10 protein-coding genes are annotated in these 15,078 nt (G+C 41.5%); all 10 read left to right on the top strand.

Annotated elements, in window-relative coordinates; translation table 11 throughout:
* Positions 1 to 4: 4 nt before the first annotated feature.
* The gene (locus UKS_RS07135; RefSeq protein WP_156012342.1) at positions 5 to 1,465 is read left to right on the top strand and encodes a nicotinate phosphoribosyltransferase; all 1,461 of its coding nucleotides are present in this window, start codon (positions 5 to 7) and stop codon (positions 1,463 to 1,465) included.
* A complete protein-coding gene (nadE, locus tag UKS_RS07130; protein WP_156012341.1) occupies positions 1,462 to 2,286 on the top strand; it encodes an ammonia-dependent NAD(+) synthetase in 825 nt (274 codons plus the stop codon). The genes UKS_RS07135 and nadE overlap by 4 nt, the downstream gene beginning before the upstream one ends.
* 494 nt (positions 2,287 to 2,780) lie before the next feature.
* Complete coding sequence (locus tag UKS_RS07125; RefSeq protein WP_049496606.1) at positions 2,781 to 3,329, top strand: GNAT family N-acetyltransferase; 549 nt, start codon at positions 2,781 to 2,783, stop codon at positions 3,327 to 3,329.
* 167 nt (positions 3,330 to 3,496) lie between these two features.
* On the top strand, positions 3,497 to 4,207 hold the full coding sequence (ccdA2, locus tag UKS_RS07120; protein WP_156012340.1) for a thiol-disulfide oxidoreductase-associated membrane protein CcdA2: 711 nt from the start codon (positions 3,497 to 3,499) through the stop codon (positions 4,205 to 4,207).
* A 13-nt stretch (positions 4,208 to 4,220) separates the two neighbouring features.
* Positions 4,221 to 4,784 (top strand): redoxin family protein, encoded by a 564-nt coding sequence (locus UKS_RS07115; protein ID WP_156012339.1) that lies wholly within the window; start codon positions 4,221 to 4,223, stop codon positions 4,782 to 4,784.
* Between the two features lie 9 nt (positions 4,785 to 4,793).
* Positions 4,794 to 5,906 (top strand): peptide-methionine (R)-S-oxide reductase MsrB, encoded by a 1,113-nt coding sequence (msrB, locus tag UKS_RS07110; protein ID WP_156012338.1) that lies wholly within the window; start codon positions 4,794 to 4,796, stop codon positions 5,904 to 5,906.
* Between the two features lie 70 nt (positions 5,907 to 5,976).
* Positions 5,977 to 6,714 carry a response regulator transcription factor gene (locus UKS_RS07105; protein ID WP_156012337.1) on the top strand — a complete coding sequence of 246 codons (738 nt, stop codon included), beginning with the start codon at positions 5,977 to 5,979 and terminating at the stop codon, positions 6,712 to 6,714.
* On the top strand, positions 6,711 to 8,402 hold the full coding sequence (locus UKS_RS07100; RefSeq protein WP_156012336.1) for a cache domain-containing sensor histidine kinase: 1,692 nt from the start codon (positions 6,711 to 6,713) through the stop codon (positions 8,400 to 8,402). Before UKS_RS07105 ends, UKS_RS07100 begins: the two co-directional genes overlap by 4 nt.
* A 114-nt stretch (positions 8,403 to 8,516) precedes the next feature.
* Positions 8,517 to 9,080 (top strand): TIGR01440 family protein, encoded by a 564-nt coding sequence (locus UKS_RS07095; protein WP_173020472.1) that lies wholly within the window; start codon positions 8,517 to 8,519, stop codon positions 9,078 to 9,080.
* A 2-nt stretch (positions 9,081 to 9,082) separates the two neighbouring features.
* A complete protein-coding gene (locus tag UKS_RS07090; protein ID WP_156012334.1) occupies positions 9,083 to 15,070 on the top strand; it encodes a ZmpA/ZmpB/ZmpC family metallo-endopeptidase in 5,988 nt (1,995 codons plus the stop codon).
* Positions 15,071 to 15,078 lie beyond the last annotated feature (8 nt).

Below are 15,078 nucleotides of genomic sequence, written 5' to 3'. Positions count from 1 at the left end.
AAGTATGTATCCAGATGATAGTTTGACATTGCACACGGACTTGTACCAGATTAACATGATGCAGGTTTACTTTGACCAAGGGATTCACAATAAAAAGGCGGTCTTTGAGGTTTATTTTCGCCAACAGCCTTTTAAGAATGGCTATGCGGTTTTTGCAGGTTTGGAAAGAATTGTGAACTATCTTGAAAACTTGCGTTTTTCAGATAGTGATATTGCCTATTTGGAGTCGCTTGGTTATCATGGTGCATTCTTGGACTACCTCCGCAATTTCAAGCTGGAGTTGACCGTTCGTTCTGCTCAAGAAGGGGACTTGGTTTTTGCTAATGAACCGATTGTACAGGTGGAAGGCCCTCTAGCCCAATGTCAATTGGTCGAAACGGCTCTTTTGAACATCGTCAACTACCAGACCTTGGTGGCGACCAAGGCAGCTCGTATTCGTTCGGTCATCGAAGATGAACCTTTGATGGAGTTTGGGACACGTCGGGCGCAAGAAATGGATGCGGCTATCTGGGGAACACGCGCAGCGGTGATTGGTGGTGCCAATGGAACCAGCAACGTGCGTGCTGGTAAACTCTTTGACATTCCTGTCTTGGGGACCCATGCCCATTCCTTGGTGCAGGTTTATGGCAATGACTATGAGGCTTTCAAGGCTTATGCTGCAACCCACAAAAATTGTGTCTTTCTTGTGGATACCTATGATACCCTTCGTATCGGAGTGCCAGCTGCTATTCAGGTGGCGCGTGAGCTGGATGATCAGATTAACTTTATGGGTGTGCGGATTGACTCTGGGGATATTGCCTACATTTCTAAGAAAGTCCGTCAGCAATTGGACGAGGCTGGATTTACAGAGGCTAAGATTTATGCTTCTAATGATTTGGACGAAAATACTATCCTCAACCTCAAGATGCAAAAGGCTAAGATTGATGTCTGGGGTGTGGGAACCAAGCTGATTACAGCTTATGACCAGCCAGCTCTTGGTGCAGTTTACAAGATCGTTGCAATCGAAGATGAAAACGGGAACATGCGCAATACCATCAAGCTGTCTAATAATGCTGAAAAAGTGTCTACGCCAGGTAAGAAGCAGGTGTGGCGGATTACCAGTCGTGAAAAAGGCAAGTCAGAAGGCGATTATATCACTTATGATGGTGTGGATGTGAGTGACATGACAGAAATCAAGATGTTCCATCCGACCTATACCTACATCAAGAAGACTGTTCGTAATTTTGATGCCGTTCCTCTCTTGGTGGATATCTTCAAAGACGGAAAATTGATTTACAACTTGCCTAGCTTGACTGAGATTCAGGATTATGCTCGTAAGGAATTTGACAAGCTTTGGGATGAGTACAAGCGTGTGCTCAATCCGCAGCATTATCCAGTGGATTTGGCGCGTGATGTATGGCAGGATAAGATGGACTTGATAGACAAAATGCGCAAGAAAGCCCTCGGTGAAGGAGAAGAAGAATGAGTTTGCAAGAAACGATTATCCAAGAACTGGGCGTGAAACCAGTGATTGATCCTCAGGAAGAAATTCGTCGTTCTATTGATTTCTTAAAAAGATACCTGAAAAAACATTCCTTCCTTAAAACCTTTGTACTAGGCATTTCTGGGGGACAAGACTCGACTTTAGCAGGTCGTTTGGCTCAACTAGCTATGGAAGAACTGCGAGAAGAGACGGGTGATGACAGCTACAAATTTATCGCTGTCCGCCTGCCTTATGGAGTACAAGCTGATGAAGCAGATGCTCAAAAAGCCCTAGCCTTTATCCAGCCTGATGTCAGTTTAGTCGTTAATATCAAAGAGTCTGCAGACGCCATGACAGCTGCAGTTGAAGCGACAGGTAGTCCTGTTTCAGACTTTAATAAGGGAAATATCAAGGCTCGTAGCCGTATGATTGCCCAATATGCCCTGGCAGGTGCTCATAGCGGAGCGGTCATTGGGACAGACCATGCTGCGGAAAATATCACAGGCTTTTTTACCAAGTTTGGTGATGGTGGCGCGGACATTCTCCCTCTTTACCGCCTTAATAAGCGTCAAGGAAAACAACTCTTACAGGAACTTGGTGCAGACCCAGCCCTTTATGAAAAAATCCCAACAGCAGACCTTGAAGAAGATAAACCAGGCCTAGCTGACGAAGTAGCCCTCGGAGTCACTTATGAAGAGATTGACGACTACCTAGAAGGAAAAACAATTAACCCAGAAGCCCAAGAGACTATCGAAAACTGGTGGTACAAAGGCCAACACAAACGCCACCTACCCATCACCGTATTCGATGACTTTTGGGAGTAAAAAGGTCCGGGGGACCTTTTTACCCCGAGTTTAGAAATAAGAAAACGAGGAACCTCCAGTGGAGGTTTTTAGCCCCTCACCTTGAAATAAGAAAGTGAGAGAAGGTCCGGGGGACCTTTTTAGCTCGAGTCTAGAAATAAGAAAACGAGGAACCTCCAGTGGAAGGTTTTACCCCGAGCATAGAAATAAGTAAGCGAGGAAGGTCCGGTAACTCAGAGAGTTCGATTTCGTCGTCTCACCCCCGCAAGGCTGACTAGGTTTGAAAAAGTTTACTAGAGCGCATTTCAAACCAGACAGCGACCACGTCAAAGATTTTGATGAAAAACTTGTTTTTCTAGCTGTTACTGAGTTTAGCCTTTTTACCCCGAGCATAGAAACAAGTAAGCTAAGAAGGTCCAGTGGAGGTTTTTACCCTGAGCTTAGAAATTCAAAAGCAAAGTAAATTTAAATGGAAGTTGGGCGGAGAATCATCTATCAGAAAGTGAGGTAGCGTCATGAAAGCAATCGGTACGCAAATATTACAGACAGAACGTTTAATCTTGCGAAGATTTGTGGAAAGTGATGCAGAAGCCATGTTTCAGAATTGGGCTTCATCCACTGAGAATCTGACCTATGTTACTTGGAATCCTCATCCTGATGTCGAGGTGACTCGAAACTCGATTCGCAATTGGGTTGCCTCCTATGCCAATCCCAACTATTACAAATGGGCCATTTGTCTCAAAGAAAATCCAGAACAAGTGATTGGAGATATTAGCATCGTTGCAATAGATGAGAACGATTCTTCTTGTGAAATTGGCTATGTGTTAGGCAAGGTTTACTGGGGTCGTGGGATGATGACAGAGGCCTTGAAAGCTGTCTTGGACTTCTCCTTTACTCAAGTAGGCTTTCAAAAAGTCAAGGCACGTTATGCCAGTCTCAATCCAGCTTCAGGCCGTGTCATGGAAAAAGCGGGGATGTCCTATCTAAAGACTATTACCAATGGTGTGGAGAGAAAAGACTACGTTACGGACCTTATTTATTACCAGATAAGTAGGGAAGACTAGTGAATTTTCTTTTCTGTTTCTATCAAAGTCAGACCTTGTCTGGCTTTTTTTGTGCCAAATTTCTGAATAAACTGATTAAATTCCTATTTTTCCCTATCATTGTCCCTGTTTTTTCTGGAGTTTTGGAGTTATAATAGTCCTATCAAATCAAAGAATGGAGGAAGGCAATGGATAATGTAATCTTTTTTATTAGTGTTTTTCTTGCTGGGATTCTTTCCTTCTTTTCTCCTTGTATTTTACCCCTATTACCGGTCTATGCAGGGGTCTTGTTGGATGACAAAGATGATTTTCAGGCTTCTAGTGGCAAATTTTCAATCTCATTTGTCAGTTTATTGCGAACTCTGGCCTTTATAGCGGGGATTTCTTTTATCTTTATCTTATTGGGCTATGGAGCTGGTTTTTTAGGCAATTTGCTGTATGCTTCCTGGTTTCAGTATGTGACAGGTGCCGTTATCATTCTCTTGGGCTTACACCAGATGGAAGTCTTACATTTGCAGGGTCTCTACAAGGAAAGAAGGCTACAATTAAAGAGACAGGAGCAGAAGGGTAAGGGCTATAGTCAGGCATTTTTACTGGGGTTAACCTTTAGTTTTGCTTGGACGCCATGTGTGGGGCCAGTTCTGGGTTCTGTTTTAGCCTTAGCAGCTTCAGGTGGTTCAGGAGCTTGGCAGGGAGCTGGTCTCATGTTGATCTATACGCTGGGTTTGGCGCTACCATTTTTGGTTCTAGCTCTCGCCTCCAGCTATGTTTTGAAACATTTCCGAAAACTCCATCCTTACCTCGGAACCCTCAAAAAAGTGGGTGGTTTCCTCATTATCGTGATGGGAATCTTGGTACTTTTGGGGAATGCTTCTATTTTGACTACATTATTTGAATAGAGAGGAAGAAGAAATGAAAAAATGGCAAACATGTCTCCTTGGAGTAGGCTCAATCTGTTGCTTGGCAGCCTGTTCGGCTAAAAATATGTCAGACGAAGCTACTATGAAGGAGCAAACCAAAACAGAACAAGTCAGTGCGCAAACTGCCACTAAGGGTCAGGCGGTTGCTGATTTTGAATTAACAGGAGTAGATGGTAAGACTTATCGTTTATCAGACTTCAAAGGCAAGAAAGTCTATCTCAAATTCTGGGCTTCTTGGTGTTCCATCTGTCTAGCCAGCCTTCCAGATACGGATGAAATCGCTAAGGATGCTGGTGATGATTATATGGTCTTGACAGTGGTCTCTCCTGGACACAAAGGTGAACAAGCAGAAGCAGACTTTAAAAACTGGTACAAGGGCTTGGATTATAAAAATATTCCAGTTCTAATTGATCCATCAGGCAAACTTTTGGAAAGTTATGGTGTCCGTTCTTACCCAACTCAAGCCTTTATAGACAAGGAAGGAAAGCTGGTCAAAACGCAACCAGGTTTTATGGATAAGGATATGATTTTAAAGACATTGAAGGAAATGGGGTAGAGAAAGGTCATGAATGATAAAGTAAAATGGTTTGTCTTGGCAGGAATCTTTTTCCTAGTTATAAGCGGTTTCTATTTTTTATTGATGCGAAATGCAGGGCAGACAGATAGCTCGCAAATTGAGAAAGCAGCAGTTAGCCAAGGAGGAAAAACAGTGAAAAAAACAGAAGTTAGTAAAGACGCAGATTTGCACGAAATTTATCTGGCTGGTGGTTGTTTCTGGGGAGTTGAGGAGTACTTTTCTCGCGTTCCCGGTGTGACAGATGCCGTATCAGGCTATGCAAATGGTAGAGGGGAAACAACCAAGTACGAATTGATTAACCAAACAGGTCATGCGGAGACTGTTCATGTCACCTATGATGCTAATCAAATTTCCCTCAAGGAAATCCTGCTTCATTACTTCCGCATTATCAATCCAACCAGCAAAAATAAACAAGGAAATGATGTGGGAACCCAGTACCGTACTGGTGTTTATTACACAGATGACAAGGATTTAGAGGTGATTAACCAGGTCTTTGATGAGGTGGCTAAGAAATACGATCAACTTCTAGCGGTTGAAAAGGAGCCCTTGAAGAATTTTGTGGTGGCGGAGGATTACCACCAAGACTATCTCAAGAAAAATCCAAATGGCTACTGCCATATTAATGTTAATCAGGCGGCCTACCCCGTCATCGATGCCAGCAAATATCCTAAACCAAGCGATGAAGAGTTGAAAAAGACCTTGTCATCTGAGGAGTATGCAGTTACCCAGAAAAATCAAACAGAACGAGCTTTTTCAAACCGCTACTGGGATAAATTTGAACCCGGTATCTATGTGGATGTGGCTACTGGCGAACCCCTCTTTTCATCAAAGGACAAGTTTGAGTCTGGTTGTGGTTGGCCTAGTTTCACCCAACCAATCAGTCCAGATGTTGCTACCTACAAGGAAGATAAGTCTTACAATATGACACGCATGGAAGTAAGAAGTCGAGTTGGAGATTCTCACCTTGGCCATGTCTTTACGGATGGACCAGAGGACAAGGGGGGCTTGCGCTACTGTATCAATAGTCTCTCTATCCGCTTTATTCCCAAAGACCAAATGGCAGAAAAAGGCTACGCTTATTTACTAGATTATGTAGATTAAGAAGTCTTTCCTAAGCAGTTAGAGGAGAATTTTGCTATACTGATACTAGTAAGTGGCAAAGGAGAGAAGCATGACCTATTCAATTTTAATCGTAGAAGATGAATATCTGGTAAGACAAGGTTTGACCAAGCTGGTTAATGTAGCAGCCTATGATATGGAAATCATCGGTCAAGCTGAAAATGGAAGGCAGGCTTGGGAATTGATACAAAAGCAGGTGCCAGATATCATTTTAACCGATATCAACATGCCGCAGCTTAATGGCATCCAGTTGGCCAGTCTGGTCCGAGAAACCTATCCTCAGGTACATTTGGTCTTTTTAACAGGCTACGATGATTTTGATTATGCTCTTTCTGCTGTCAAACTCGGAGTGGACGACTATCTGCTCAAACCCTTTTCTCGTCAGGACATTGAGGAAATGTTGGGGAAAATCAAGCAAAAGTTGGACAAAGAAGAGAAAGAAGAGCAGTTACAAGATTTACTGACCGATCAGTTTGAAGGAAACATGGCCCAGAAAATCCACTCCCATCTGGCTGATAACCAGTTTAGTTTAAGGAGTTTAGCCAGTGAATTGGGCTTTAGTCCGACTTATCTGAGTTCTTTGATCAAGAAAGAGTTGGGCCTACCTTTTCAGGATTATTTGGTGCGAGAACGTGTCAAACAAGCCAAGCTTTTGCTTTTAACTACCGATCTGAAGATTTATGAGATCGCAGAGAAGGTTGGTTTTGAAGATATGAACTATTTTACCCAACGCTTTAAACAGATCGCAGGTGTGACACCTCGTCAGTTTAAGAAGGGAGAAGGCCGATGAAACGTTCCTCTCTCCTAGTCAAAATGGTTATTTCCATTTTTCTGGTCTTTCTCATTCTCCTAGCCGTGGTTGGGACTTTCTACTATCAATCTAGTTCATCAGCCATTGAGGCTACCATTGAAGGCAATAGCCAGACGACTATCAGCCAAACTAGCCACTTTATCCAGTCTTATATCAAAAAATTAGAAACCACCTCGACCAGTTTGACCCGTCAGACGGATGTCCTAGCCTATGCTGAGAATCCCAGTCAAGACAAGGTCAAGGGAATCCGAAATCTATTTTTGACTATCTTGAAGGCAGACCAAGATTTGAAAGCTGTTGTACTGGTCACCAAATCTGGTCAGGTCATTTCTACAGATGACAGTGTGCAGATGAAAACTTCCTCTGATATGATGGCTGAGGATTGGTACCAAAAGGCTATTCATCAGGGAGCCATGCCCGTTTTGACTCCAGCTCGTAAATCAGATAGTCAGTGGGTTATTTCCGTCACCCAAGAACTTGTTGATGCAAAGGGTGCCAATCTGGGTGTGCTTCGTTTGGATATTTCCTATGAAACTCTGGAAGCTTTTCTCAACCAACTTCAGTTGGGTCAGCAGGGCTTTGCCTTTATCATCAATGAAAACCATGAATTTGTTTACCATCCTCAACACACAGTTTATAGTTCGTCTAGCGAAATGGAGGCCATGAAACCCTACATTGAGACAGGGCAGGGTTATACGCCAGACCACCAATCCTATGTCAGTCAAGAAAAGATTGCTGGAACTGATTGGACGGTGCTTGGTGTGTCTTCACTGGAGAAGTTAGACCAGGTTCGGAGTCAACTATTGTGGACCTTGCTTGGGGCTAGTACCTTATCTCTTCTTGCCTGTCTCTGCTTGGTGTGGCTTAGTCTTAAACGCTGGATTGCTCCTCTGAATGACTTGAGAGAAACCATGCTGGAGATTGCTTCTGGTAATCAGAATCTTCGTGCCAAGGAAGCGGGTGCCTATGAACTGAGAGAAGTGTCTCGTCAGTTCAATGCCATGTTGGATCAGATTGATCAGTTGATGTCAGATATTCGTAGACAGGAAGAAACGACCCGCCAGTACGAACTTCAAGCCCTATCGAGCCAGATTAACCCCCATTTCCTCTATAACACCTTGGACACTATCATCTGGATGGCTGAATTTCAGGATAGTCAGAGAGTGGTGCAAGTGACCAAGTCCTTGGCGACCTATTTCCGCCTGGCGCTCAATCAAGGCAAGGACTTGATTTGCCTGTCTGACGAAATCAATCATGTCCGCCAGTATCTCTTTATCCAAAAACAACGCTATGGAGATAAGCTGGAATATGAGATTGAGGAGAATCCTGCCTTTGATAAGCTAGTCTTGCCCAAGTTGGTCCTACAACCCTTAGTAGAGAATGCCCTGTACCATGGCATCAAGGAGAAGGAAGGTCAGGGACATATTAAAATTTCTGTCCAGAAACAAAATAAGGGACTAGTCATACGTATTGAGGATGATGGAGTTGGCTTCCAAGATGCTAGCGATAATAGTCAGAGTAACCTCAAACGTGGAGGAGTTGGTCTTCAAAACGTTGACCAACGGCTCAAACTTCATTTTGGAGAAGACTACCAGATGAAGATCGATTCTGCCCCCGCAAAAGGGACGACGGTTGAAATATACATAAATAGAATAGAAACTAGTTAACTCCCAGTTTATTCTGGGAGTTTTATGCGTAATTGGGCAAGCTTTCTAGATTGTCTATCTTGCTAAAACGTAGAAAAAACGATATGATAGATAATGACAAAAGAGGTATCAAGTATGAAGGAAAAAGACATTCAAAGAGACACAAGCCAGATTGTAAAAGATGTATTAGAAAAGGCCAATTTGAAGCAGGGATCTATCTTTGTTTTGGGCCTTTCTTCTAGTGAGGTGATAGGCGGTCAGATTGGCAAGGAATCCAGCCAAGAAATGGGGGAAATCATTGTGAAGACCATCCTAGATATCCTGGAGGAAAAAGGAATTCATCTAGCTGTCCAAGGTTGTGAACATATCAATCGGGCCCTCGTTGTTGAACGTCAGGTGGCAGAGCAGTTTGGTCTGGAAATGGTCAGTGTCCTTCCCACTCTCCATGCAGGAGGTTCAGGTCAGTTGGCAGCCTTCAAATTTATGCAAGATCCCGTTGAGGTAGAATTTATCAAGGCTCATGCTGGATTGGATATCGGAGATACTGCAATTGGTATGCATGTCAAGCATGTTCAGGTTCCAATTCGCCCTCTTTTGAGAGAGATTGGGCATGCCCATGTAACGGCGCTTGCTAGCCGTCCAAAATTAATCGGAGGTGCGCGTGCGCACTATCCACAAGATTCTATCAGAAAGTCGTGAGAATGAAAAAAACAAAACAACAACTAGAAAAAATCACCAAATATTCGATTCGCAAGCTAACTGTTGGGGTAGGTCCTGTAGCCATCGGGGCCTTCCTTTTTGGTGCTAGTACCCTTTCAGTAGATAAGGTTCAAGCCAATGAAGTCAGCGGTTCTCATAGTATTCATTACCGTTATTTGGCGGAGCAGGAATTGACCGAGTCTGAAAAAGCCCTGATTCACCATGAGGTTCCATCAGAATTTCAAGATGATGATATTCTTTATGTAGTTTATCGCAAAAAGGCAACTAACAGTCAACAACTTCCCTATACAGGAAGTAAGGAACTAGCCTTGGCAGGACTCGGCTTGGCAACGGCCTCGCTAGCAGTCTTTTTGGTGTCCAAAAAAGGTCGTAAAGAGGTTTTAGGTGTTCTCTTGATTGGTTCTTTAGGAGCTAGCACTTTTGTACCTTATGGGGCATTTGCGTTTGAAAATAAAGAATTACTTTCTTATAACCAAACTATTTCGGCCTCTACACATGAAGGATTGGCTGAAGGGATTATCCACATTGATGGCTATGAATACATTGGTTACTTCAAGGAAGCAGAACTCCATCCATCAAGACCAGTTTCAACTGAACAGCCTCAGTTGCCAGTAGAAAAGCAAAGTTCAAAAGAAATTGAGAAAACAGAAGTCGTTCAAGAAACATCTGCTGTTGCTCCGGAACCTGCTGTCGAAAAACCTCTAGTCCAAACTCCAGTTGCCCCTGCTATTGAAGAAAAACCAGTTTCTGAGAAACCTCAGACTAGACAGGAAGAGAGCTTGGTGGAGATTCCGTTTGAAACAGTCACAAAGCCAGATGCGAATCTAGCAGAAGGAGAGACTCGTATCGTCTCAGCTGGAGTAAAGGGTCAGCGTCGTCTTATAACTAAAGTATCGATGGTTAACGGTCAAGAAGTTAGAGAAGTTATCGAAGACCAAGTGGTTCAAAATCCTGTGTCGCAAGTCATTGTAGTGGGAACGAAGAAAGTTGAGCAACCTGCTCCAGCTCCAGTACCACAAGCTGAACCAACGCATCAAGTAGCAAAAGGTACACAAGAGGAAGGTAAGACAGGCCAAGCTTTAACACAACCAGAATTACCAGAGGCTCCAGTAGAAGCAAAAGGCACCCAAGAGGAAGGTAAAGAAGGTCAAGCACTAACACAGCCAGAATTACCAGAGGCTTCAGTTGAAGCGAAAGGGACTCAAGAGAAAGGCAAAGAAGGCCAGGCTTTAACACAGCCAGAATTACCAGAGGCTCCAGTAGAAGCAAAAGGTACCCAAGAGGAGGGTAAAGTAGGTCAAGCCTTAACACAGCCAGAATTACCAGAAGCTCCAATCGAAGCGAAAGGTACACAAGAGGAAGGCAAAGAAGGCCAGGCCCTTGTACAAGATCAGTTACCTGAGTACAAAGTAACTGAGGGAACCCTTGTTGAAACATCGACTACAGACCTAGACTACAAAACTGAAACGACTGAGGATCCAACCAAGTATACGGACGAAGAAACTGTTGTAAGAAATGGTGAAAAAGGTAGTCAAGTTACTAAAACAACTTATAAAACAGTAGAAGGTGTTAAAACTGACCAAGTTCTTTCAACTAGCACAGAAGTTACCAAGGAACCTGTAAACCAACAGGTAAGTCGTGGGACAAAACCAATTGAGGGAACTCTTGTAGAAGAAAGTCTTGAAAAGATTCCATTTAAGGAAATTGTTAAAGAAGATGACCAACTGAAAAAAGGTCTAGAAGTTGTAGCTCAAGAAGGTAAAGAAGGTCAGAAAAAAATCACCAAGACTTTTAATACCATTAAGGGAGTTAAAACAGAAGACGCTCCAAAAGTTACAGAGGAAATCCTTGAGGCACCGCAAGACAAAATTTTGAAACGTGGTACCAAGAGTTTTGAAAAACCAGTATTGACCATCACAGCAGTTGAATCTAAGGATTTGAAGCGTACTTCAGATGTTAAGTATAGTCTAGAAAATCCAAGTAAGGCGGCCATTAAATCTATTACTCTAACTCTGAAAAAAGGTGATGAGATTGTCAAAACCTTGAATGTTTCACCAGACGACTTGACAACTACCCTGACAGATTTACAGTACTACAAGGATTATAAACTTGAAACGAAGATGGTTTATAACCGTGGTGAGGGTGATGAGGAAGAAGTTCTGAAGGAAGAACCGCTAAGAATTGATCTCAAAAAAGTTGAAATAAAAAACATCAAGGAAACAAGTTTGATGAGTGTGGACGCTGATGGTAACGAAACAGACACTAGTCTACTGACAGAAAAACCAGCTGATCCTGCTCCGCTTTATTTACGAGTGACCACTCATGACAATAAAATAACAAGACTGGCTGTTGATAAGATTGAAGAAGTAGAAAAAGACGGAAAAACTTTATACAAAGTTACTGCCAAAGCACCTGATTTGATTCAACGAAATGCTGATAACACACTTAGCGAAGAGTATGTTCATTATTTTGAAAAACAAAAATTAAAAGAAGGTAATGTTTACTACAACTTCAACGAACTTGTAAAAGATATGAAAGCTAACCCTAGTGGTGAGTTTAAACTTGGCGCAGATCTAAATGCAGCTAATGTACCAACTCCAAATAAAGAGTATGTTCCAGGTACATTTAAGGGTAAGTTATCGAGTGTTGACGGACAACGTTATTCAATCCACAATATGTCTCGTCAACTATTTGGTGGTATTGAAGGTGGTTCTGTAAAAGATGTTAATTTAGCTAATGTTGCTATCAACATGCCTTGGATTGACAATATTTCTGCACTTGCTAGAACTGTTAAAAATGCTACGGTTGAAAACATTAAAGTAACTGGTAGTATTCTCGGTAGAGATGGAATTGCTGGTATTATTAATAAAGGAGATACGGGAGCTCAATTAACAAATGTTGCATTTATCGGTAATCTTACGGGTGTTGGTAACAGAGGTTGGGATTTCGGTGGTATTGCCGGAGAGCTTTGGAAAGGTAATATCGATAAAGCTTATGTAGATGCTAATATGGTAGCTAATAAAGCTCGTATCGGTGGTCTTGTTGCTAGAACGGACAACAGTGGTGACCCTAATGGAATCGGTAAATACGGGGCTGTCCGTAATGCTGTTACAAAAGGAACTATTAAAGTAAAAGATCCTGTTGAAACAGGTGGATTCATCAGTAAAAACTGGGCATGGGGTAAAGTTGCTGACTCTGTGTCTATGATGAAAGTTGAAAATGGTGAAGTATTCTATGGATCTAAAGATATTGCTGAAGATGGTGGTTACTTCTCAAACAATGCCTTAGAACGTAACTTTATAGTGAAAGATGTAAGTACAGGTAAGCGTTCATTCAGATTCTCTACTTCTGATAGAATTAAAGAGGTTTCTCAAGAAGAAGCAGACAAGAAAATTGCAACATTAGGAATTACAGCCACTGATTATGTTATCAATCCTCTTGTTTCAGATACACTAAATAATGTAAAACCAAAATCTGACACTTACAAAGATACTCAGGATTACGACGCATCTCGTGAACTTGCTTACCGTAATGTTGAAAAACTTCAACCGTTCTACAACAAAGAATGGATTGTAAATCAAGGAAATAAATTAGCCACTGATAGTCCATTAATGACTAAAGAAGTATTGTCTGTAACTGCAATGAAAGGCAATGACTTTGTCACAAACCTTACAGATGCTGACCATATTATGGTTCATTACGCAGATAAGACAAAAGATATCTTTACAATTTCACCAAAGGATTCTCGAGTGAAGCAAGTAAAAGAGTACAGCGTGGCTGAATTGGGTGAAGTTGTTTACACACCAAATATGGTGGTTAAAGATCGTGCAGATTTAATCAGCGCTATCGAAAGCAAGTTAAGTCCAGTTGAATTGCAATCTGACCCGATTTACCAACACTTGGGTAGAACTGGTGGCAATAAAGTCAATGCAATTAAGGATTTGTACTTAGAAGAAAGCTTCAAGTATGTTAAAGATAATCTTACTCAATTCGTTACGAAGTTAGTAGAAAATGAAGATCACCAGCTTAACACAGATGAAGCTGCAAAACGTGCCTTGATTAAGAAAATCGATGACAACAAGGCTGCAGTTCTTCTTGGATTATCTTACCTCAATCGTTACTATGGTGTTAAATTCGATGACTTTAATATTAAAGAATTAATGCTATTCAAACCGGACTTCTATGGTAAGAATGTTGGTGTGTTAGACTTCTTAATTAAGGTTGGTTCGAAAGAAAGTAACATTAAAGGTGATCGAACTTTAGAAGCTTATCGCGAAACGATCGGTGGCGTTATCGGTATCAGTGAGTTAAATAGTTTCTTAGACTATAATATGCGTCTATTCACAAGTGACACAGATTTAAACGATTGGTTCATAAAAGCTACTAAAGATAATGTCTATATCGTTGAACCGAAGACAACAACTCCTGAATTTGCTGATAAGAAACACAGAGCCTACGAGGGATTAAACAACGACATGCATGGTAAGATGATTCTGCCACTTCTGAATTTAAAAGATGCACATATGTTCTTAATCTCAACATATAATACGATGGCTTACAGTTCATTTGAAAAATACGGTAAGAATACAGCAGAAGAACGCGAAGCATTCAATGCTGAAATCAATAAAGTCGCTAAAGGTCAACAAAATTACCTAGACTTCTGGTCTCGTTTATCATTAGATAAAGTTCGTAATCAACTGCTTAAGAGCAACAACATGGTACCAACTCCTGTGTTAGATAACCAAAACTATAAGGGAATCAGCACAGATAAATACGGACATACGAATAGTGGTAAGGATGTGGCGCCTATCCGTGAATTATACGGACCAACAGGTCGTTATCATGCAACTGACTGGCGTATGGGAGCTGTAGCTCGTATTTACGGTAATCCTTATAAGGATGATTCAGTCTTCTTCATGGTTACTGATATGATTAGTGACTTCGGTATCTCAGCCTTCACTCACGAAACAACTCACGTAAATGACCGTATGGTTTACTTAGGTGGCTCAAGACACCGTGAAGGAACAGATCTTGAAGCATTTGCACAAGGAATGTTGCAAACTCCATCAGTGTCAAATCCAAACGGTGAATATAAAGCCCTAGGTCTCAATATGGCTTATGAACGTCCAAATGATGGAAATCAATGGTATAACACAAATCCAAATGATCTGAAATCACGTGACGAAATTGATCGTTACATGAAGGGCTACAATGACACCCTCATGCTTCTGGATTACCTGGAAGGAGAGGCTGTTCTCGATAAGGCAAATCAAGATTTGAACAATGCTTGGTTCAAGAAGGTTGATAAGCAATACCGAGGAAATAACACCAAGAACCAATTCGATAAGGTTAGACCTTTAAGTGATGAGGAAAAAGCTATTCCTTTACGTACAGTAGATGACTTAGTAACCAATAACTTTATGACTAACCGTGGTCCAGGTAACAGAGTTTATAATCCTACTGACTTTGATTCTGCTTATGTGAACGTTCCAATGATGTCTGGTATCTATGGTGGTAACACAAGTGAAGGAGCGCCAGGAGCAATGTCATTTAAACATAACACCTTCCGTATGTGGGGTTATTATGGATATGAAAAAGGCTTCCTAAATTATGCTTCTAACATGCTGAAAAATGAGTCTAAACAAGCAGGTCATGCTAGTCTAGGAGATGACTTTATCATTAAGAAAGTTTCTGATGGTAAATTTAATACTCTAGAAGATTGGAAGAAAGCATACTTCAAAGAAGTTGTTGATCAAGCGAAAGCAGGATTTACCCCAGTTACAATTGACGGTACTACATATAGTAGTTACGATGACTTGAAGAATGCATTCTCTGCTGCCGTTGATAAAGATAAAGCTACTCTTAAAAATGGATCAGTTAAATTTGATAACACTGTATCACTTAAAGAGAAATTATTCAAAAAACTTCTTCAACAAACAAACAGCTTTAAATCTTCAATCTTTAAATAATTGAAATC

Source organism: Streptococcus sp. 116-D4 (assembly GCF_009731465.1).
GTDB classification, from domain to species: domain Bacteria; phylum Bacillota; class Bacilli; order Lactobacillales; family Streptococcaceae; genus Streptococcus; species Streptococcus pseudopneumoniae_E.
The sequence above is the reverse complement of the archived record's forward strand: the minus strand, read 5'-3'. Positions and strand labels throughout refer to the sequence as shown.

What these genes read in the sequence shown, in the direction of transcription:
- UKS_RS07135 (WP_156012342.1), top strand. Translation starts at nt 5, where the DNA reads ATGTATCCAGATGATAGTTTGACATTGCACACGGACTTGTACCAGATT.
- nadE (WP_156012341.1), top strand. Translation starts at nt 1,462, where the DNA reads ATGAGTTTGCAAGAAACGATTATCCAAGAACTGGGCGTGAAACCAGTG.
- UKS_RS07125 (WP_049496606.1), top strand. Translation starts at nt 2,781, where the DNA reads ATGAAAGCAATCGGTACGCAAATATTACAGACAGAACGTTTAATCTTG.
- ccdA2 (WP_156012340.1), top strand. Translation starts at nt 3,497, where the DNA reads ATGGATAATGTAATCTTTTTTATTAGTGTTTTTCTTGCTGGGATTCTT.
- UKS_RS07115 (WP_156012339.1), top strand. Translation starts at nt 4,221, where the DNA reads ATGAAAAAATGGCAAACATGTCTCCTTGGAGTAGGCTCAATCTGTTGC.
- msrB (WP_156012338.1), top strand. Translation starts at nt 4,794, where the DNA reads ATGAATGATAAAGTAAAATGGTTTGTCTTGGCAGGAATCTTTTTCCTA.
- UKS_RS07105 (WP_156012337.1), top strand. Translation starts at nt 5,977, where the DNA reads ATGACCTATTCAATTTTAATCGTAGAAGATGAATATCTGGTAAGACAA.
- UKS_RS07100 (WP_156012336.1), top strand. Translation starts at nt 6,711, where the DNA reads ATGAAACGTTCCTCTCTCCTAGTCAAAATGGTTATTTCCATTTTTCTG.
- UKS_RS07095 (WP_173020472.1), top strand. Translation starts at nt 8,517, where the DNA reads ATGAAGGAAAAAGACATTCAAAGAGACACAAGCCAGATTGTAAAAGAT.
- UKS_RS07090 (WP_156012334.1), top strand. Translation starts at nt 9,083, where the DNA reads ATGAAAAAAACAAAACAACAACTAGAAAAAATCACCAAATATTCGATT.